The organism is Agarivorans sp. 1_MG-2023, from assembly GCF_030548385.1.
In the GTDB taxonomy this organism is placed as follows: Bacteria; Pseudomonadota; Gammaproteobacteria; order Enterobacterales; family Celerinatantimonadaceae; genus Agarivorans.
Genome location: NZ_JAUOSJ010000021.1, coordinates 19,783 through 40,258, shown reverse-complemented (window position 1 = coordinate 40,258; position 20,476 = coordinate 19,783). Strand labels below are relative to the sequence as shown.

The 20,476-nt window shown below is 43.2% G+C and carries 15 protein-coding genes and 3 pseudogenes; 10 read left to right on the top strand and 8 right to left on the bottom strand.

What is annotated here, in order from left to right; translation table 11 throughout:
• Nucleotides 1–135 precede the first annotated feature (135 nt).
• The 3 pseudogenes from Q4592_RS20940 to Q4592_RS20930 form a co-directional block, all read left to right on the top strand.
• A pseudogene (locus tag Q4592_RS20940) lies at nt 136–221 on the top strand.
• A 204-nt stretch (nt 222–425) separates the two neighbouring features.
• A pseudogene (locus tag Q4592_RS20935) lies at nt 426–511 on the top strand.
• Nucleotides 512–748: 237 nt separating this feature from the next.
• A pseudogene (locus Q4592_RS20930) lies at nt 749–1,108 on the top strand (transposase); the annotation flags it as partial.
• A gap of 234 nt (nt 1,109–1,342) precedes the next feature.
• On the opposite strand, the gene Q4592_RS20925 reads toward Q4592_RS20930, so the two are convergent.
• From Q4592_RS20925 to smc, 7 genes are all read right to left on the bottom strand, one after another.
• A complete protein-coding gene (locus Q4592_RS20925; protein WP_303516702.1) occupies nt 1,343–2,446 on the bottom strand; it encodes a hypothetical protein in 1,104 nt (367 codons plus the stop codon).
• Nucleotides 2,436–3,896 carry an MBOAT family protein gene (locus Q4592_RS20920; protein WP_303516700.1) on the bottom strand — a complete coding sequence of 487 codons (1,461 nt, stop codon included), beginning with the start codon at nt 3,894–3,896 and terminating at the stop codon, nt 2,436–2,438. The genes Q4592_RS20925 and Q4592_RS20920 overlap by 11 nt, the downstream gene beginning before the upstream one ends.
• A gap of 90 nt (nt 3,897–3,986) precedes the next feature.
• The gene (locus Q4592_RS20915; RefSeq protein WP_303516698.1) at nt 3,987–5,297 is read right to left on the bottom strand and encodes a hypothetical protein; all 1,311 of its coding nucleotides are present in this window, start codon (nt 5,295–5,297) and stop codon (nt 3,987–3,989) included.
• 248 nt (nt 5,298–5,545) lie between these two features.
• Nucleotides 5,546–6,385, bottom strand: a complete 840-nt coding sequence (focA, locus tag Q4592_RS20910) for a formate transporter FocA (protein ID WP_303516697.1) — start codon at nt 6,383–6,385, stop codon at nt 5,546–5,548.
• Between the two features lie 175 nt (nt 6,386–6,560).
• Complete coding sequence (ligA, locus tag Q4592_RS20905) at nt 6,561–8,570, bottom strand: NAD-dependent DNA ligase LigA (protein WP_303516695.1); 2,010 nt, start codon at nt 8,568–8,570, stop codon at nt 6,561–6,563.
• 69 nt (nt 8,571–8,639) lie between these two features.
• Entirely contained in the window at nt 8,640–9,611 is a 972-nt protein-coding gene (gene zipA / locus Q4592_RS20900) for a cell division protein ZipA (RefSeq protein ID WP_303516692.1), read from the bottom strand.
• A gap of 20 nt (nt 9,612–9,631) precedes the next feature.
• Entirely contained in the window at nt 9,632–13,057 is a 3,426-nt protein-coding gene (gene smc, locus Q4592_RS20895; RefSeq protein WP_303516690.1) for a chromosome segregation protein SMC, read from the bottom strand.
• A gap of 103 nt (nt 13,058–13,160) precedes the next feature.
• Between smc and cysZ the strand changes: the two genes are divergently transcribed.
• Together cysZ and Q4592_RS20885 are read left to right on the top strand one after the other, a co-directional pair.
• Nucleotides 13,161–13,919: a sulfate transporter CysZ gene (gene cysZ / locus Q4592_RS20890; protein ID WP_137674969.1), complete on the top strand. Its 759-nt coding sequence runs from the start codon at nt 13,161–13,163 to the stop codon at nt 13,917–13,919.
• A 1-nt stretch (nt 13,920) separates the two neighbouring features.
• Nucleotides 13,921–14,217 carry a hypothetical protein gene (locus Q4592_RS20885; protein ID WP_303516688.1) on the top strand — a complete coding sequence of 99 codons (297 nt, stop codon included), beginning with the start codon at nt 13,921–13,923 and terminating at the stop codon, nt 14,215–14,217.
• On the opposite strand, the gene Q4592_RS20880 is transcribed toward Q4592_RS20885, so the two are convergent.
• Nucleotides 14,214–15,689, bottom strand: coding sequence for an HD-GYP domain-containing protein (locus Q4592_RS20880; protein ID WP_303516687.1), 1,476 nt, complete (start codon nt 15,687–15,689; stop codon nt 14,214–14,216). The two genes, Q4592_RS20885 and Q4592_RS20880, sit on opposite strands and share 4 nt — an antisense overlap.
• Before the next feature lie 292 nt (nt 15,690–15,981).
• Between Q4592_RS20880 and cysK the strand changes: the two genes are divergently transcribed.
• The 5 genes from cysK to Q4592_RS20855 all read left to right on the top strand — a co-directional run bounded on the left by cysK (nt 15,982) and on the right by Q4592_RS20855 (nt 20,476).
• Complete coding sequence (cysK, locus tag Q4592_RS20875) at nt 15,982–16,950, top strand: cysteine synthase A (protein WP_303516685.1); 969 nt, start codon at nt 15,982–15,984, stop codon at nt 16,948–16,950.
• Between the two features lie 418 nt (nt 16,951–17,368).
• A complete protein-coding gene (locus Q4592_RS20870) occupies nt 17,369–17,626 on the top strand; it encodes an HPr family phosphocarrier protein (RefSeq protein WP_137674965.1) in 258 nt (85 codons plus the stop codon).
• Between the two features lie 48 nt (nt 17,627–17,674).
• Nucleotides 17,675–19,402 (top strand): phosphoenolpyruvate-protein phosphotransferase PtsI, encoded by a 1,728-nt coding sequence (gene ptsI / locus Q4592_RS20865; protein ID WP_303516683.1) that lies wholly within the window; start codon nt 17,675–17,677, stop codon nt 19,400–19,402.
• A 44-nt stretch (nt 19,403–19,446) separates the two neighbouring features.
• Entirely contained in the window at nt 19,447–19,956 is a 510-nt protein-coding gene (crr, locus tag Q4592_RS20860) for a PTS glucose transporter subunit IIA (protein ID WP_137674963.1), read from the top strand.
• 154 nt (nt 19,957–20,110) lie between these two features.
• Nucleotides 20,111–20,476 (top strand): ArsC family reductase, encoded by a 366-nt coding sequence (locus Q4592_RS20855; protein WP_303516682.1) that lies wholly within the window; start codon nt 20,111–20,113, stop codon nt 20,474–20,476.

Genomic DNA, 20,476 nt, shown 5'->3' with positions numbered 1-20,476 from the left:
CGCTTAGCTCAGTTGGGAGAGCATCGCCCTTACAAGGCGAGGGTCACTGGTTCAAGCCCAGTAGCGACCACCATATTAGAAAGGCCTGCATTATTTGCAGGCCTTTTTTCTTTCTACCAAACAGTAAACTCAAACGTATCGCTTAGCCGTAAAGAGCGGAGAGCACCGCCCTCCTCTTTGCTAGGCGAGGGCCACAGGTTCAAACCCAGTAGCGACCACCACATTAAAAGGCCTGCTTAATTGCAGGCCTTTTTGCTTTCTACCAAACAGTAAACTCAGACTGGCTTAGCCATCAAGAGCGGAGAGCACCGCCCTCCTCTTTGCTAGGCGAGGGTCACTGGTTCAAGCACCGTTGCGACCACCATATTAAAAAGGCCTGCATTATTGCAGGCCTTTTTGCTTTCTACCAAACAGTAAACTCAAACGTATCGCTTAGCCGTAAAGAGCGGAGAGCATCGCCCTCCTCTTTGCTAGGCGAGGGCCACAGGTTCAAACCCAGTAGCGACCACCACATTAAAAGGCCTGCTTAATTGCAGGCCTTTTTGCTTTCTACCAAACAGTAAACTCAGACTGGCTTAGCCATCAAGAGCGGGAGAGCACCGCCCTCCTTTTTGCTGGGCAAGGGGCACTGGTTCAAGTCCAGTAGCGACCACCACATTAAAGGCCTGCATTATTTGAAGGCCTTTTTGCTTTTTATAATTCGTCCTAAATAGCGTTGACACTTTTCAAACTCATTTTGGAGAATATCATGCAATCAATCACTAAACGTACCCAACGAGATTATTCCCTCGCCTTTAAATTAGCGGTTGTTGAGCAGGTAGAAAAAGGAGAAATGACTTATCATCAAGCTCGAGAACACTGCGGGATACAAGGTAGCTCTACTGTTTTAGTTTGGCTTCGTAAGCATGGTTGTTTACCTTGGTCTCAAAGCGCGCCGAATCCCCTTAAGCGAGGCATTAACGTGGACAACCCCAATACCAAGATCACTCCCGAACAACACATCAAAGCATTAGAGAGAGAGCTAGCCGACACTAAAATGGAAGCGGTGTTCTTTGAAGCGGTGGTATACATTCTTGAAACTTATTATGGGGTACGCCTCGTAAAAAAGCGCGAAGGCAAATCATCCAAGAAGACGCAGTGCTTGGATTGTCGGTAACTAAAGCCTGCTGCTCTACATATCTCGCGACAGGCTTACTACTAGTAGCGCTATCGCCATGTGAAAGCGCCTAATATGAGGCTTAAGTTTTTCACTTTGTTTGTGCCACTACAGGTTCAATAAGCTGGCTAGGACTCACTTTCATTATGGCTATCAACGTACATAATTCAATATCAAAAAAGCTACTCAATACCTTGCTAAATCGAGCAATTGCCTTTCAATAACTTGAAGAACTACCCAGTCTGGAGACAGCCTTTCAAGCTCACCTTCTAATCGAGATAAGTCACTATTATGATAATGAGCCACATATAAAGGGCTAAAATGGTGTGCCCATAAACTTTGCTGCCTTTCAAAGAACGAATCTGCTAACACGATTGCACTTTTGGCATGAGCTATTTGGGTAGAATATTTATAATTCTGATGATGAATATTCAGGGCCTTATCCCCCTCCTCGCAACTACTATTTGTTGCAGCTTCCCAATTCAACTCTACACAAACTGAATCTAGATCATCCATAGCAATATTTATATAGTTTTCATCCCTAATTAACGAAGAATCAACACCTAAAAGCTGACTAAGATCTCCTCCTTTAACGGGCTGACTGACCCAATCTCCTGAACCGTTTAATAAGTTCTCCTCCATTTCATTCATAGAGTGCCTGAAAGCAACCCAAGCTCCATAGTTTGTCCAATGACTATCGGTTTTTTGATATAACCAGTACTCAGCGTTTTTTTCATCCATCATAAAGTGACGTAAATCTAAAAGGTGAACACCAGAATCGACCGCGGCCTCAGTGAGCTGCTGTGTCGCATAATTACCTTTAACGTAATTTCCTAGGTACTCAGAATAAATAGTATGTTTATTAGGCACTAGAATAAGAAGGAACTGGCTATTGTAGCTCTCTACTAGTGTTTTTATAGCTTTTACGCTTGCAGACCAACTTGCAACATCATTCTCCGAAAGAAGGGAGCCGTTTACTGTTGTGCTATAAACTTGATTGGTGTTATCGCCTAAATACATCCACGGGGCTTCTGTCCCCATGATCACAGAATTTGGATCAGCGCTAATATAATATCTGTAAAAAAACCGGTTTATACTAGGTTTTAGCCAAGCAAACCCAAATGCATTAACTCGATTCCGTGTCGCTTTTTTAAGTGATTCGTAAGGTGTAAAGTCTTCTACATAATAAAACCAAGCTATCCCCATTAAAGGAGAAATCAACAGCAACAATAGAAAAACACTTATAGTTAATTTTAATCTTTTGAATTCATTCATATCATTAAAAGTCAAAATAGAGAAAACTGCTTTGCTGACCCGAAAATATAGTCAACACAGACAAAATTAACAAAAAAGTAGTTAAAAACCCCAAACTCCGCTTTGTATTTTCACCATTAACTTCATAAGTCTTAGCAATATCAATAGCACTTGGTGACTTTACGACTACAGTAACCCCCCAAAAAATACAAAATGAAATCCACGCTGGTTGAATACCAGCCGGCAGTATCAATAAAGAGCCAGATAAAGCAAGACTAGTTCGAATGAACTCAACATCGGCCCCAAACTGATTAACATTAAACATTACTTTCAATATTAAGCCCGCATCTGTTAAATCGCTGGCTCTAAATAAGACCCAAGTAACATTAATAAAAACAAATGTTAATATCCAGGCGAATAACTTTGGCATCTTAATCCCAGTACTTTCCCACACCCGATGAATGGCTAAAGCAACACCATGCATCCCTCCCCAAACTACAAACGTCCAAGCTGCTCCATGCCACAGCCCCCCCAACAGAAATGTAATAATAACATTCCGAGTCGCTAGTGCACTTCCATGACGGTTTCCCCCAAGAGGGATATAGAGGTAATCTCTTAACCAGCGAGACAGCGTCATATGCCACCTTCGCCAAAAGTCCTTGATACTTAGAGACTTATAGGGGGAGTTAAAGTTTAATGGTAGCTGTATATTAAACATTAAAGCAATGCCAATGGCCATATCTGCATAACCTGAAAAATCAAAATATAACTGTAGTGTGTAGCTCAAACTAGATTGCCACGCACTGATCATTCTCAGTGTTTCTGGTTGAGCAAAGCCAGTATCAGCCCAAACTGAAAATGTATCGGCCAATACGACTTTTTTAAACAGACCTATAGAAAACAGTAACATTCCCAGATTAACGTTTTTCCAATTTACTTTCCTGCGAAAGTGCTGAGAAAACTGAGGCATTATTTCACTATGATGAACAATTGGACCGGCGATAAGTTGAGGAAAAAACGTAACATAGAGCACATAGTTAAGAAAAGATTGCTCACTAACCTTTTCCGAATAACTATCCAGTAAAAAGCTTATTTGCTGAAAAGTAAAAAAACTGATAGCCAATGGCAGGACAATATTCATAACACCGAAATCTAGTCCCAAAACACCATTAATATTTATAATGATGAAATCCATATACTTAAAATAGGACAAAACGAGCAAATTGGAGACAACACCTATACTTGCCCAAAACTTTCGCCTACGTCCACTAGATACTAAGATGCACCGAGACAAATAAAAATTAAGCACAACTGAAGAAACAATTAAAACGAGGTAGTTAGGATTCCAAAAACCATAGAAAAAAAGAGAAGCTGAAACCAACCAAAACTTAGCAAAAGAATAGCCTAAATATTTGGATATTAAAAAAAAAGCAATCAGTGTAAAAGGTAAAAATGCAAATAAAAAGGCTTCCGAGTTAAATAACAAACCGACTCCCTAACAATTAATAAATATAACTTAAAACGTTAAGCTCATTACTCAGGCTAAGGACTATTGTAAAGAGAAACGTAGAAATTGTCAGGCTTCGATTTGTTTTCTAAAAAACTGAATCATCTCGTCGCGGGTTTTACGATGATTTAAATGGAATATATCCATAGGAAACAGCAATTCAATCACCCCAGTATCAAACATACGCTTCACTTCATACTCGTTATGCGCCACGTCTTGCTGGTACATGTAGTTAAGCCAAGTGCGGTTAGTGTGAATAATAAACTCGACTCGCATACCGCCTAAACGCGCAAAAAACTTCATCATTGGCGTTTTATTGCTAGACCCCACCGCCGTGCCTCGATACTCGGTTCTGTCGGTAAGGGTATCGGAGATGTCTTCTAGCACCATCAGCGAATTAGCTTGAGAAGCACTACGGGTAAGGTGCTTTTGAAAAGTTTTTATATCACTCACTGAATCAAGCACAGCCATTAAACCGAGCTCATCATCTACCGCAACAGCTGGGTTCTTTTGATTCTTACGTAATAACTTAAGCACTTTGGCTTCTGGCGGTTTTTTACGGATAGAAACATAAACCGGCGTTTTACGCTCACCCACGGTAATACTGCGTCGTTTAAGCAAAGTGAGCTTTTCGAATCGGTTGCCTTGTACCAACTTAGCTTGCTGCGGGTTAAGTACGCTAACCTCTGAGCAGGCGTAATCTTCGGACCGATGTTTTGAATGTAAATAAACCGGATCCAACTCGCCTATTTTCAGCTCGCTACTCCACACGTAACCATTTAAAAACGCCAAGAATGCTGAAAATTTTTCTTCAATCTCAGTCTCTCTTTCACGTTGCTCAATACTACCTGCAAGAGTCATTAATATGAGTTTTCGGCGCGCTTCAAAGCGGGCTTTTTTATGGTACTCGTCGTTGAACATGATCAACAACAACTCTACTGGGTTGTTGGTAACTTCAATTTCATTGGTATTTTCGATGTGTGACGCATAAGGCGAGAGAATTTTGCCTTTAATCGAATGAATAACCGCATCAGCTGTACGCGCGTATTCATCAATACGGTTTTCAATTTCGTTTAAGTTGCCATTAATGCCAAACATATTGCCTAACAAAAACAGGGCGCGCTCACTGCGTTGCTTACGCTGTTCTGTATCGGTGATTAAGGTTTGAATTTGCTGAAAACTATCAATGCCCAAAAACTCAAAGATTTGGCTGCGCAACGCTCGATACTTAGAAACGTTATTACTGTCTTGCTGCAAGCGTTTTACCCAAGTACGCACCGACACTGAAAACGGATGCACCGTAACAGCATCACGATTCACCGCAAATGGGCCGTCTTGTTGTAATGAAGTAAAAACACTATTTGGAGAAAGTACAGACATAAGCAACCTAAAACGCTAACAACAGTAATATCTAGCAATGAATAACCGAAGCAAAATATACACCAAACCGCCTTAACATTCAGGCTACTAGCGCTATCTGCTGGTTTAATTAGCGTTTATTTGACCAAACGGCCAATTAACTGATGTTTTACCTCTCCATTAAAAGCCCCCTTGAACACTTGCCCAGCAAATTTGCTTACAAATGATGCACATCAGCACCGACATTTGGCATTACAGGGCGAACCACCTTAAGGCCTACGCAAATAAATGAGCCAGTAACCTAAACCAACAAATACTCCGCCACCAATGATATTGCCAAGAGTCACAGGAATAAGGTTATTTACGATGAAGTTACTAAACGTGAGATCAGCAAAATCGGCGGCACTTAAACCCGTAGCTTGCCAAAACTCCGGCCCAGCTAAGGTTTTAATCCCTATCGCCATGGGCACCTGAAACATGTTAGCAATACAATGTTCAAAGCCGGCGGAAACAAACATCGCCACTGGCAGAATCATCACCATGACTTTATCGGTTAAGCTGCGTGCACTGAAGGTCATCCACACCGCAATACACACCAATACATTGCACATAATGCCCAAGGCTACGGCCTGCGAAAAATCGTGATGTAATTTGTGTTGAGCAATTCGCATGGTATTTATCCCCACTTCACCATCGGCAAAGGTGTATTGCTTGGTAAGTAACATCAATACCACCAAGATGAATGCGCCGGCCAAGTTGCCCAAATAAACCAAAGACCAGTTAACACACAAGCTTTTCCAGGAGATTTTGCCGCTAGCTCTCGCCACTAAGGTAAGCACCGAGCTCGTAAACAACTCACCTCCGGTGATAATCACAAAAATTAAGCCCAAACTAAACGCCAAGCCACCGATCAAGCGAGTAAAACCCCAGGGGAACTCTCCCGCGCCAGTGGTAACGGTGGTGTAAAACACAAAGGCGATACCAATATGCACTCCTGCAGTTAATGCCAGCATAAATGCTTTGAGTGGATCTTTAGTGGCTTTGCTCACCCCAACATCAGCAGCTTTTTCTGCCATTTGTGGTGGTAATAAGGAATCAAATTGGCTCATGTGAATGGCTTTGTTTAAAGGAGGGATAACTAAGCGTAGTTGAATAGTTTGACTAGGCTGAACCTTGCATGAGCAGCAATAACCATTAAAAAAGGCCTTATTAACAATAATAAGGCCTTACATCATCAATCTTAAACTACAGCTTACAAGTGCTAGTCTCTTTAAAGGAGCTTTATTACTTAGCCAGTAAGTCTACTAGCTGTTGTTCATCCCACACCTCAATGCCTAAGTCTTGTGCTTTAGCCAGCTTTGAACCCGCCGCTTCTCCGGCGATCACAATGTCTGTTTTCTTGGATACACTGCCAGTAACTTTAGCGCCTAAAGCTTGCAGCGCTTGTTTGGCTTCGCTGCGCCCTAACTGACTCAATGTGCCAGTTAATACAATCACTTTGCCGTTCATCGCTAAGTCTTCGCTTGCCACTTCTTCAATCATCGGCCAGCTAAGTTGTTGGGCTAAGTCATTCACTAACAGTGCATTTTGCTCTTGGGTAAAGAAGAAGCGAAGGTGCTTAGCCACAATTTCACCGACATCTGGCACATCTTGTAGTTGCTCCACGCTTGCCGCCTCAATCGCTTCTAGCGTTTTAAAGTGTTGGGCTAGATTCGCGGCTGTTGCCTCACCTACTTCGCGAATCCCCAGCGAATAAATAAAGCGCGCTAAACTGGTTTGCTTGGCGGCTTCAATGCCTGCTAATAGCTTATCTACCGATTTCTCGCCCATACGCTCTAGTTGCATCAATGCATCACGCTTTTGCTGCAAGTGGAACAAGTCGAGTGGCGTTTCTAAGAGGTTTTCGTCTACCAGTTGCTCCACCAGCTTATCGCCAATACCGTCGATATCTAAGGCTTTACGGGCCACAAAATGCTTTAGCGCTTCTTTGCGTTGGGCACCACAACGTAAACCCGCTACACAGCGTGCTACCGCTTCGCCTTCGATTCGCTCGATCGCGCTGTCACATACTGGACAAGTTTGTGGAAAGGTAATTTCTTTGGCGTCTTCTGGGCGGCGATCCAATATCACCCCAGCGACTTGTGGAATCACGTCACCAGCTCGGCGCACAATGACGCTATCGCCAATACGCACACCTAAGCGTTCTATCTCATCAGCATTGTGCAAGGTGGCGTTACTCACCGTTACACCGCCTACAAACACCGGCTCTAAACGCGCAACCGGAGTAATAGCACCAGTACGACCCACTTGAAACTCAACATCGCGCAGTAAAGTGATTTCTTCTTGGGCAGGATATTTATGCGAGGTTGCCCAGCGCGGCGCACGAGCTACAAAACCTAGCTGCTGCTGCAACTTGATTGAGTCTACCTTGTACACCACCCCATCTATTTCATAAGCCAAGGCATTACGTTTATCGCCAATCGCTTGAAAATACTCAAAACATGCCGGGCTCCCCACAACTGTTTTAATCTCTGGGCATACTGGCAAACCAAAAGACTTAATGGTTTGTAAATTGTTGTAGTGGCTATCACTTAAGTCTTCACTCACTACGCCCAACGAATAAGCATAAAACGCTAAGGGCCGGGTGGCAGTGATTTGTGAGTCTAATTGGCGCAAGCTGCCAGCGGCTGCGTTACGTGGGTTAGCAAAGGCTTTTTCACCTTTGTCTTTTGCTAGCTGGTTAAGTTTTTCAAAACCCGCTTTAGGCATGAAAATTTCACCACGCACTTCTAGTCTTGCAGGCCAATCGCTGCCGCGTAAACGCAAAGGAATAGAACGAATTGTTTTCACGTTTTCCGTTACATTTTCACCCGTACTTCCGTCTCCGCGAGTGGCGGCTTGAACCATAACACCATCAACATAAAGTATGCTTACCGCTAAACCATCTAACTTTGGTTCTACGCAGTAAGTGATATCCTCAGCAGTCACTAAACGCTCTTGTAATCGCTTATTGAATGCATTCAATTCTTCTTCACTGAACACATTATCTAGAGACAGCATTGGCATTTCGTGCTGCACTTGGTCAAAAGCCGATAGCGGCGCGCCGCTCACTCGTTGAGTCGGTGAGTCACTGCGCAGTAAAGCAGGATGCTGTTTTTCTAGGGCTTTTAGCTCACGAAATACGCGGTCGTATTCCGCATCCGGAACCGAGGGTTCGTCGAGTACATAATATTGGTAATTGTACTGCTCAAGCTGAGCGATTAGCTGCTCAATCTGTTGTTCTGGCTTGTCCATAGGAGACCTTTAAATAAAAAAGCCTTCCCGAAGCTTAACTTGGAAAGGCTTTAGAATGGTGTCAATTTATTAGTTAACGAGCAGTTGCTTACGCTCGTATTCGCGAACACGTTGCTCATAATGATTAACGGTTTGCTTAGTCAGCGGGTTACGTTGGTCGTCCAACATAATCGCATCTAAATCTTTAGCGAGGGTCATCGCCGCGTTATACATCAAGGCAAAGTTTTTAGTCGGTTCACCTTTACACGGTACCGTCATAAAAATACTCACGCCGCGAGTTTCAAGCTGGTCCATGGCATTAATATCGAAAGTACCTGGATTAACCATATTGGCTAAGCTGAAAATAATCGGGCCAGTACCACTGTTATCTAGATGACGATGAAAAATATCCATATCACCGTGACGTAAGCCAATTTTTTCTAGGCTGGCCAGTAAGGGGCCACCTTTCAAAAAGCGGCCACTTTGTGCCATCACATTTAAAATAAATACATCGTCTGGGGCATTAGGATCTTTCACCGCTTTACTTTCTTCAAGCACCGGTTCAGCTACAGTATCTTTTGCCTCATCCATATCAAAAGCAAACTCAGGTTCAGGCTCTAACTCTGTTCGAGTGGCTTGAGTAGCTTGTTGAGGTTTTGTGTGAGGCTCAGATTCTAATCCTGATAAGCCTTGATCATCAGCAATCTCTGGCGCTTCATCAACTGCTGAAAAATGAAACTCAGGCTCTTTTCGTTGCACAGGCTCTGCCACTTCAGGTTCACGCGTAACTTGGCTAGGCGCTGGCTGAGAAAGTGGCTCGGCTACATCGCTGTCTAAAAGGGCATCGTCAATCGGATCACCAATCACCCGCGCTTGGCCTACACCTAAGTCATCAAAGCCTTGGTCATCACGGCCTTGTATCGATTCTTTAGTCCCTGATTTTTGCTTGGGACTAACCAGTTTTTCAGGTCGTTGTTTGCGACTGCTCCAAAAACCATGGGCGAGCAAAGCAATAATTAAAATGATACCAACAACGATAAGTACGATGCGCAATTCCTGCATTTAACTGTTCTCTAAAGCTATTATTCAACCATGGCTATCGCTTCTGCGATATCCACTGCTACCAAGCGTGATACACCTGGCTCCTGCATTGTTACCCCCGCAAGCTGCGAGGCCTTTTCCATCGTCACTTTATTGTGACTGATAAATATAAATTGTACCGTATCAGACATACTATGCACTAAATCCGCAAAACGTCCCACATTTACTTCATCTAAGGGGGCATCTACTTCATCTAGCATACAAAATGGCGCAGGATTTAAGCGAAATATAGCAAAAACCAATGCCAATGCCGTGAGTGCTTTTTCTCCACCCGATAACAAACTAATGCTAGCATTCTTTTTACCAGGAGGCCGAGCCATTATGGTAACGCCTGTTTCGAGCAAGTCATCAGACGATAATTCCAACCACGCTTTGCCTCCGCCAAACACTTTGGGGAAAAGCTCTTGTAAATCAGCATCTACCTTAGCAAATGTTTCGCTAAATTTAGAGCGTGTTTGGCGATCAATTTTAGCAATCGCTGCACGAAGCACCTCGATGGCAGCTTCTAAATCAGTTAATTGAGCGGTCAATTCTTGATAACGCGCATTTTGCTGATCAAACTCTTCTTCTGCGGCTAAGTTCACTGCCCCCATACGTTTAAGTCGAGCATCTACTTGGTCTAATTCAGCCGCGTAGTCTTCTTCTAAACTGGCCTCTGGTAACGACAATTCTAAGTGCTTAAGGTTATCCCCTTGCTCTGCCAATTGCTCCAGCAATACGGTGCGCCGAGCTAACAAACTTTGCTGTTGAATTCGCTGCTCAGTACCTTGCTCTAGCAATTGCTTTAATCGGCCTTGCGCGTCTTTAAGCTGCTGTTGCATAGCTTGTTGCTGAGTAAGCGATTGCTGATGAATCTCGCTTGCTTCGGTTTGCTGTTCTTCAAGAAGTAAACTTTGCTCAAGCAACTGCTCAATTTGTTCGGCTAACAACTCAAGCTGTTCACTGTGCTCCTCCGGCTCCAAACTAAGCTGCAAAGCTAAATCCTGTAACTTTTGCTGCTGATAGCTTTGTTGCTGGAGTTGGGTTTGGCACTTTGCTTGCTGTTGACCAATAGCTAATTGCAATTGATGATTAGCTGATTGTTGCTGCTGAAAACTAGCGCGAAACTGTTTGACTAGCGAAGCTGCTTGCTCGGCTTGCTCTTGCCACATTTGTTGTTGATGTTGTTCATCTTGAGATGCTTCTAACTGGGTGTCTAACTGTTCTTCAAGTTGCAACTGTGACTCTTGGTCTTGCTCTAGGTTAATAGCCAAGTCTTCAATTTGTTGCTCTAGTTGCTCACGCTGTTGTTTAGCAAATGCTTGCTGTTGCTGCAACAACGCCAAGCGGCTACGCCAATCCGACAACTGGTTCTGCAGTTGTTGTAAATCGCTACTGGCCCGAGTGTTTTGTTGGATTATCTTGTTTTGCTCAGCTTCTAAATCAGTTTGCTGCTCTACAAATTGCTGCTTAGCGACATTCAACTCAGTTAACTTCGCACTTAGCTCTGAACGCTCTTGCTGCAAGCTCAATAGTGAATGTTGATAACTCGGTGGGCTAAGTTGCTGCCAGTAACGGCCCAACCACTCGCCGTTGGCGGTAATAAGAGATTGTTCAGCGCTTAAATGCTCACGTAAGTCAAAAGCCTCTTCTAGTGAATCCACCACCAGCACTTGCCCACATAAATAGCTCAAATCTACTTGCTCAAGCTGCTGCGCTAAACTCTGCAAATGCGTAAGCTCTGCGGCAAAGCTAACTTCGCCCCCATGAAGAGGTGGACATAATGCCAGCGGAAAGTTCGGCTCTAAGGTCTCGCACCACTCTGCTTGTAACCACTTAGCTAACACCACATCTGCCGCTAATTGCCAACCATCTTTAACCCTCAATACATCAATTAACGGATGTGTGGCACTCGTTTCTACTTGCGCTAACAACTTATCTACGCCTTGCAAACGCGTCTGTTCGGCAGTGTATTGTAAGGACAATTGCTGACGCTGTTGCTGGCTAGATTGCAGCTCTGACTGCTTGACTAATTTAGCCCGTTCCAACTCTTCTAACGTTTGTTCTAGAACTTGTAATTGCGGTTCTGCGGCGCTGAGTTTGCTACTCAGTTCTTCAACTACCGTGTCGTTATTACTCGCTAAACCACTCAACTGTTGCTGCAACTGAGCAATTTGCTGTTGATGACGTTGCTGCATTTGTTGGCTATGACGAAGTTGAGCTTGAATCTGTTCAATGGCGTGGCGTGCCTGTTGGCTCGCGGCCAAATGGCTAGCTTGCTGTTCGCGCTTGCTAGCGCTATTTTGCTCGGCATCTTCTAGTTGCGGCTCTAGCTCTAACAGTACTTGTTGTTGTAACGCTAACTGCTCTTGCTGCTCCAACAAGGCTTCTTGCTCAACCGCTAACTGTTCTGCTAAATCATCGAGGTTTTGCTTAATCTCGTGTTGCTGCTGAGTATTGCGAATACGGCTTTGCTCAGATTGGTTCTGCTGTTGCTGAGTATGTAATTGCTGCTGCTCAAGCTTGGCCAGCTCGGTTCTTAATTCGAAACTTTGCTGCTGTAAGCGCTGCACGAGCTCTTGCTGCTCGGCAATATTATTAGCCAGTATTGTCAGCTGATTTTCAGCTTGAGTAATACTGTGTTCTTCAACTCGTTGCAGTTGTTCAGCTTGGGCATTAGTTTCACTGCTGCCATCAATACTGGCGTCAAGCTGTCTTAATTCTTGCAAGCACATCAACGCTTTTAGCTCGCGATGTCGGGCGCGATACTGGCGATAGCGCTTAGCCGCCTGAGCTTGGGTTTTAAGTTTGTTTACCTGTTGCCCTAGTTCAGATTCAATATCTCTAAGCCGTAGAATATTTTCATCGGTATGTTTTATTCGTAGTTCGGTTTCGCGACGGCGCTCTTTGTATTTAGATACACCGGCGGCCTCTTCAATAAATACTCGCAGCTCTTGAGGTTTCGATTCGATTAAGCGGCTAATCATGCCCTGCTCAATAATCGCGTAACTACGAGGGCCTAAACCAGTACCCAAAAACAAGTCAGTAATATCACGTTTACGGCATTTAGCACCGTTTAATAAATAGATGTTTTGGCCATCTCGAGTGACTTCTCGACGAACCGCGATTTCACTGTAGCTGGCGTATTCATCGCCAATGCGGCCTTGCTGATTATCAAAAATCAACTCAACCATGGCTTTAGACACAGCCGCGCGCTTAGTAGAACCATTAAAAATTACATCGGTCATCGCACCACCACGTAAATGGCGGGCATTGCTTTCCCCTAACACCCAACGAACGGCATCAATCACATTAGACTTGCCACAGCCATTTGGCCCAACAATGGCGGTCATATCGGTAGGGAAAGGAATGGTGGTTCGATCAACGAAAGACTTAAACCCGGCAAGGCGGATTTGCTTCAAGCGCATAAACTGGTTTGCTTTAATTTGTTGCTATTGTAAAGCAAGACTTTACCAGAGCTATCAACGCTTTGTAATATAGGCGTCCATAAACAAACGAGGGATCACAACAATGACGCAGAGTTCGCTAGCCTCTCGCAGCGGAATTTCATACATCGCACAAGGTTTTCAATTAATTACTCAACCCGGTTTGCGACTATTTGTAATGATTCCCCTGTTAGCTAACATCTTGTTATTTGGTGGCGCGTTTGTCTTTTTGTACCAACAGCTTGGTGGCTGGGTACAACAAATAATGGATTACCTACCAAGCTGGTTAGATTGGTTAAGCTGGTTAATTTGGCCAAGCGCCATTATTGCGATTTTAATGGTGTTTGGTTTTACCTTTAGCATTATTGGTAACTGGATAGCCGCACCATTTAACGGTTTACTGGCCGAAAAAGTAGAATTACACCTAAGCGGGAAAAAAGTTGACGATATGTCTTTCGTTGATTTAATCAAAGACTTACCGCGAATCTTCTCTCGAGAATTGCAAAAACTATGGTACTGGCTCCCTAAAGCGCTTGGGCTGCTATTGTTGTTTTTAATCCCTGCGATTGGCCAAACCGTCGCACCTGTTTTGTGGTTTTTATTCACTGCCTGGATGATGAGTATTCAGTACATTGATTATCCTTTTGATAACCATCGCATCCCGTTCGACACAATGCGTGACCATCTAAAACAGGATCGAATTCGTAACAGTGGTTTTGGAGCGATCGTTTTATTTTGTAGTACCGTACCTTTATTAAATTTAATTATTATGCCGGTAGCCGTATGTGGTGCCACTGCGATTTGGGTTGATGTTTATCGCAAGCAACTGGTTGAGGAAAAATAACATGAAAGCAAAATCATTTTTATTATCAGGCCTATTGTTAAGCCTAAGTGTAATGGGCACACACTCTGTAATGGCTAACACTGTTTTACAAAAAATATCTTACGGTGACGCCAAAGAGATGAATTTAAGCAAAGTGGCACAAAAAACTTTTTTAAGTGAGTTAGATTTAGATCTTGCAGAAAAAGACGCCGTGGAATGGGCCGCCACGCTAAACGCGACCCACTACTCCGTGTACACTGTAGAGCGCAGCCCAAAACGTGACCGTTACCGAGTGTCTATAGTGGTTTACACGGATTAAGCCGCTTGTCCTGGTTTGTCTTGGTATTGAGCAGCAATCTCTACAAATTGCTGCTCACAACGGCAAAACGCCTCTACCACTGCTGGGTCAAAATGCTTGCCCTTGCCTTCCAATATTATTTGCTTAGCCTTCTCGTGAGAAAACGCAGGCTTGTACACCCGCTTACTGATTAAGGCATCGTATACATCGGCTAAGGCCATTAATCGCGCACTTAGCGGTATATCACTGCCTACAGATCCATGTGGGTAGCCGCTACCATCCCATTTCTCGTGGTGAGATAAAGCAATTTCTTTAGCAAACTGTAAAAACGCCGCATCTTCACTGCCAAAATGACGTTCAGCTTCAGCTAATGCATTAGCGCCTATTTGTGGATGCTGGCGCATCACCAACCATTGCTCATCGTCTAACTTGCCAGGTTTCAGCAAAATCGCATCAGGTATCCCTACCTTGCCGATGTCGTGCAAGGGTGCAGATTTATAAATCAATTCTATATTTTGCTCTGTGAGTAGCTCAACAAACCCAGGCTGGTGTTTCAGTTCTTCGGCTAAAGCTTTCACGTAATATTGAGTACGCAAAATATGTGCGCCGGTTTCGTTGTCACGGGTTTCCGCTAACGAAGCAAGACTGTGAATAGCAATATCGCGAGTTTGATGCAAAGAATGGGTACTGCGCTGCAAGCTGCTAATCATAGTGTTAGTACGCTGAGCAATAATGCCAAACTCATCGTTACTGCTAACAGTAACTTGCGTATCCAGTTGGCCATTTTGGACCATCGCTAAGCTGTTATTTTGATTCTCTAATAACCGCTGCAAGTTTCTTGAGTAAGAAAAAATCACTCTAATAACGTAAGCCATTACCACCGCCAATACAAAGGCTAACTCGGTAACAATGTATCGCTGAGCAAGCGGCAGGGGATAGCGCTCGCTGCCCACCATAACCAGCCACTCCAAATCTTTATTAATCACCAAAAAGATAATACCCGCTAAAACAAAGGCACTGCTTATTGCAAATGCTGAAAACTTTTTCCCCACAGCAAAGCCCTGAGCCTGAATGGCCAAGTGTTGCTGTGTTTTCTCTAACTCTAAGGCTATTTGCCATTCTTTAAGTAACGCTAAATCGGCAGCGATATAGAAACCTAATGCGCTTAAGCCCATGATTACTTTTAAGTTTGACTCCCAAGGAGGTTCAAACATTAGGCTGTTATATGTCACCACTATCACGCTAATGAACATGAATAAGGCCAGATCGAGTTTAAATTGAGCCGCTACTTGTAACTCTTTGGCTTTTCGCTCAATCCGCAAACAGAAAATACGGCGTAATAACAAGGTAAACATAAAGCCCAACACGATAGGTAACAACAACTGCAACGGGGTTTGTGCTTCTAAAAAAGGGCACACTTGAATGCCATAAATAGAAAACAATACCAATGCCACAATCCAATGTTTGCTAGCTAATCGAGCGACTTTATCCATTTAGCTTTGCCCTTTTGTCTACGTTAATTCCATGTTCGCTATAGGTTTATACTATAACTAATTTTAATACGTGCTAGAAAAACTCGCCCGACAACTCGCTTATTTAGCGTCACAAAAAGTAAACATGTCTGTGCATCAGGGCATATCAATTTATCTCTTAATTACATAACGTTATAAATAAACGTTACTTCCCCTTCGCAAATCGCGCGTTATGCTAGTAATAACAGTGATGCTGCTTAGTGCTAATAACCACTGATTGTAGCAAGCGTATTAACCTAAAAAGGACGTTTCAATGAGTAAGATTTATGAAGACAATTCCCTGACTATCGGTCGTACTCCGCTAGTTCGCCTTAATCGTGTAAGTAAAGGCAACGTATTAGCTAAAGTAGAAAGCCGTAACCCAAGCTTCAGTGTTAAGTGTCGTATTGGCGCAAACCTAGTATGGGATGCAGAGAAAAAAGGCTTGTTGGGTCCAGGTAAAGAAATCATTGAACCAACTAGCGGTAACACCGGTATTGCGCTTGCGTTTGTTGCTGCGTCTCGCGGTTACCCAATTACGCTAACCATGCCTAACACCATGAGCCTAGAACGCCGTAAGTTACTTAAAGCACTTGGTGCCAACTTAGTATTGACTGAAGGCGCTAAAGGTATGAAAGGCGCTATTGGCAAAGCTGAAGAAATTCGCGATGGCAACCCAGAGAAATATGTTTTACTGGGCCAATTTGATAACCCAGCTAACCCAGAGATCCACGAAAAAACCACAGGCCCAGAAATTTGGGAAGATACCGATGGTGAAATTGACGTATTTGTAGCCGGTGTTGGTACGGGTGGTACTATTACAGGTGTTAGCCGTTACATTAAGCTAGAGCAAGGTAAAAACATTACTTCTGTTGCTGTTGAACCAGTAGATTCACCGGTAATTGCTCAAGCTAAAGCGGGTGAAGACTTAACGCCTGGTCCACATAAAATCCAAGGTATTGGTGCAGGTTTCATCCCTGGTAACCTAGATTTGGAAATGGTTGACGTGGTTGAGCAAGTCACCAATGAAGACGCGATTGCGATGGCTCAGCGCTTAATGGAAGAAGAAGGCATTTTGGCTGGTATCTCTTCTGGTGCGGCAGTTGTAGCTGCGAATCGCATTGCTGAAAAACCAGAGTATGCAGATAAAAACATCGTTGTTATTCTGCCAAGTTCTGGCGAGCGCTACCTATCAAGTGCTTTGTTTGCTGACACCTTTACTGAACAAGAGAACGTTCAGTAAATATTCCTCAAAGCAAGCGATAAAAAGCGATCCTGTGATGGGTCGCTTTTTTTTTGCAAGAGAAACTTTATTTCTAGAGAAAATTAACCAAGACGACTTGTGCAACAAAAACGCAAAAACTATACTCAAAACCGCTAAAAACTGAGCTTTACAATGTATCTGTTTGTAACAAAAGGTATCAAAATAGATACATTGTTCACTTCGACAAATTAGTATAAATATAATAATTACATACACTTAATAGCTAGCAAGCTATGTAATTTAACGTAACACAGTACAACTTAGCCTGAAAATTTGACGCAGATTAAACTTATCGCTCGCGATATGCGTTATTTTTTTCACGAAAACGTTTTACTAATAAACGTCTAAGCTTATATCAATCTTTAGACGACATAATTTAAATTTGAGGAATGTTCGTATGTTTGAGAAAAGTGTTGTTATCACTGCAGAAAATGGTCTTCATACTCGCCCTGCGGCTCAATTCGTTAAAGAAGCCAAAGCATTTTCTAGCGACATCGTAGTAGAAAGCAATGGTAAATCTGCAAGCGCTAAAAGCTTGTTCAAACTACAAACCCTAGGCCTAACTAAAGGCACTAGCGTTGTTATTCGTGCTGAAGGTGAAGACGAAACAGCAGCCGTTGAAAAGCTAGTTGCGTTAATGGATGAACTTGAATAAGTCTTTTTTTTCAATCCTTTAACAAGTTCAACTAAATAGGTGTAGGTTATGATTTCAGGTATTCTGGCATCTCCAGGAATTTCATTTGGTAAAGCACTATTACTTGCTGAGCAAGCAGTAGTTATTAATCAAGCAAAGATCGATGCAGCGCAAGTAGACAGCGAAGTACAACGCTTTTTCGACGGCAGAAACAAAACGTCGGCGCAGCTCGAAGAAATTAAACAAATGGCAGGTAAAACCTTCGGCGAAGAGAAAGAAGCTATCTTCGAAGGCCATATCATGTTGTTAGAAGATGAAGAGCTTGAAGAAGAAATTCTAGCCTGCATCAAAGACAATTTGGCTAGTGCAGACAAAGCCGCTCACACCATTATTGAGCAAAATGCGCAAATGCTAGCCGAATTAGATGACCCCTATTTAAAAGAACGTGCTACCGATTTCCGTGATATTGGTTCACGTTTAGTTAAAAACATTCTCGGTATCGAAATCGTATCGCTTAGCACTATCACTGAAGAAGTGGTATTGGTAGCTAATGATTTAACGCCGTCTGAAACAGCGCAAATTAACCTCGATAAAGTACTGGGTTTTGTTACCGATATCGGCGGCCGCACTTCGCATACCTCTATCATGGCTCGATCATTGGAGTTACCTGCAATTGTGGGTACTAACGATATTACTCAGCAAGTGAAAAATGGCGACATTATTGCGTTAGACGCTATCAATAACGAAGTAGTGATTAATCCCAGCGATGAGCAGTTAGCCACTTATAAGCAGCGCCAGCAGGCCTACTTGGACGAGAAAGCTGAGTTAGCTAAGTTAAAAGACTTACCGGCGATCTCTTTAGACGGTCACCAAATAGAAGTATGTGCCAACATTGGTACCATTAAAGATGTAGACGGTGCACATCGCAACGGTTCTGAAGGTGTCGGTCTTTACCGCACAGAGTTCTTGTTTATGGACCGCGATTCTCTGCCAACTGAAGATGAGCAATTTGAAGCATACAAAGCCGTTGTAGAAGCAATGCAAGGCCACCCCGTTATTATCCGTACTATGGATATTGGTGGCGACAAAGATCTGCCTTACTTAGATCTTCCAAAAGAAATGAACCCATTCTTGGGCTGGCGCGCCATTCGTATCTTCTTCGACCGTGAAGAGATTATGAACGCACAGTTACGTGCGCTACTTCGCGCCTCTGCGTTTGGTAAAGTGCGTATTATGTTCCCGATGATTGTGTCGGTTGAAGAAATCCGCAAACTTAACGGCGTACTAGATACCCTTAAAGCTGATCTTCGCCAAGCAGGTATTGCTTACGATGAAGACGTTGAAGTGGGTGTAATGGTTGAAACACCAGCAGCAGCAGCTATTGCTCACCATTTAATTAAGGAAGTAGACTTCTTTAGTATTGGAACCAACGACTTAACTCAGTACACTCTAGCGGTTGACCGAGGTAACGAACTTATTTCTGCGCTATACAACCCAATGTCTCCAGCGGTGTTAACTCTGATTAAACAGGTTATCGACGCGTCTCATGCTGCAGGCAAGTGGACAGGCATGTGTGGTGAATTAGCCGGTGATGAAACCGCTACTTTGTTATTAATGGGTATGGGACTGGATGAATTTTCAATGAGTGCCATTTCTATACCTCGGATCAAAAAACTGATCCGTAATTCAAATTATGCTGAAGTGAAGCAATTAGCCGACCAAGCATTAGCGCTGCCTACAGCCGCTGAGATTGAAACGTTAGTTGACACTTTTGTTAAACAAAATTCCGTCTGTTAAGATAGTTGCAACTGCACAATACATAAGAATTTAGGAGCGCCACAATGGGTCTATTCGACAAATTCAAGAAAATGGTTTCAGATGATAGTTCAAGCAAAAGCGGTATCGATATTATCGCCCCACTATCTGGCGAAATTGTTCCTATTGAAGAAGTGCCTGATGTAGTATTTGCTGAAAAAATCGTTGGTGATGGCATCGCGATTAAACCTACCGGCAACAAAATGGTTGCACCTTGTGATGGAACCATTGGTAAAATTTTCGAAACTAACCATGCGTTCTCGTTGGAATCAACTGACGGTATCGAGATGTTCGTTCACTTTGGTATTGATACCGTTGAGCTGAAAGGCGAAGGTTTCACCCGTATCGCATCTGAAGGTCAAGACGTTAAACAAGGTGATGTTATCATCGAGTTTGATTTAGCCTTGCTAGAAGAAAAAGCAAAATCAACGCTGACTCCAGTGGTAATCTCTAACATGGATGAGATTAAAGAGTTAGTGAAAAAATCAGGCTCTGTCACCATTGCCGAAACGCCAGTACTTACTATTATTAAGTAAGCGCTCGCTACTGTTAAAAACCACGCTTAATTGCGTGGTTTTTTTTGCCTTAAATTTACCGATGTTAATTTATTTCCCCGCTTAAGCTTAATTGCCCGATGAGCTTTACTGCTAGCTCTGGTATTCTTAGCCAAAATATAAAAAGGGAACTTACATGTCAGCGTCTAATATCGTCATGTTCGGCATCCCCAACTGCGACACAATAAAAAAAGCCCGCCGTTGGTTAAGCGAACACAACATCGAATTTACCTTCCACGACTACCGTAAAGACGGAGTCACCAAGCAGCAAATTGGCCAGTGGTGCAAACTGTTGGGTTGGGAAGCTGTACTCAATAAACGCGGTACCACTTACCGACAACTAAGTGATGAGCAAAAAGCGAGTTTAGACGAAAGCGCTGCGATTGATCTACTAGAGCAGTTTCCGGCAATGATAAAACGCCCCTTGCTGCAAGTAGAGCAAAATTTCACTCTAGGCTTTAAAGCCGATCTTTACCAACAACTCTTTTTTCCGGAAGCGTAA

What these genes read in the sequence shown, in the direction of transcription:
- Q4592_RS20855 (WP_303516682.1), top strand. Translation starts at nt 20,111, where the DNA reads ATGTCAGCGTCTAATATCGTCATGTTCGGCATCCCCAACTGCGACACA.
- Q4592_RS20880 (WP_303516687.1), bottom strand. Translation starts at nt 15,689, where the DNA reads ATGGATAAAGTCGCTCGATTAGCTAGCAAACATTGGATTGTGGCATTG.
- cysK (WP_303516685.1), top strand. Translation starts at nt 15,982, where the DNA reads ATGAGTAAGATTTATGAAGACAATTCCCTGACTATCGGTCGTACTCCG.
- Q4592_RS20870 (WP_137674965.1), top strand. Translation starts at nt 17,369, where the DNA reads ATGTTTGAGAAAAGTGTTGTTATCACTGCAGAAAATGGTCTTCATACT.
- ptsI (WP_303516683.1), top strand. Translation starts at nt 17,675, where the DNA reads ATGATTTCAGGTATTCTGGCATCTCCAGGAATTTCATTTGGTAAAGCA.
- crr (WP_137674963.1), top strand. Translation starts at nt 19,447, where the DNA reads ATGGGTCTATTCGACAAATTCAAGAAAATGGTTTCAGATGATAGTTCA.
- focA (WP_303516697.1), bottom strand. Translation starts at nt 6,385, where the DNA reads ATGAGCCAATTTGATTCCTTATTACCACCACAAATGGCAGAAAAAGCT.
- cysZ (WP_137674969.1), top strand. Translation starts at nt 13,161, where the DNA reads ATGACGCAGAGTTCGCTAGCCTCTCGCAGCGGAATTTCATACATCGCA.
- ligA (WP_303516695.1), bottom strand. Translation starts at nt 8,570, where the DNA reads ATGGACAAGCCAGAACAACAGATTGAGCAGCTAATCGCTCAGCTTGAG.
- smc (WP_303516690.1), bottom strand. Translation starts at nt 13,057, where the DNA reads ATGCGCTTGAAGCAAATCCGCCTTGCCGGGTTTAAGTCTTTCGTTGAT.
- zipA (WP_303516692.1), bottom strand. Translation starts at nt 9,611, where the DNA reads ATGCAGGAATTGCGCATCGTACTTATCGTTGTTGGTATCATTTTAATT.
- Q4592_RS20885 (WP_303516688.1), top strand. Translation starts at nt 13,921, where the DNA reads ATGAAAGCAAAATCATTTTTATTATCAGGCCTATTGTTAAGCCTAAGT.
- Q4592_RS20915 (WP_303516698.1), bottom strand. Translation starts at nt 5,297, where the DNA reads ATGTCTGTACTTTCTCCAAATAGTGTTTTTACTTCATTACAACAAGAC.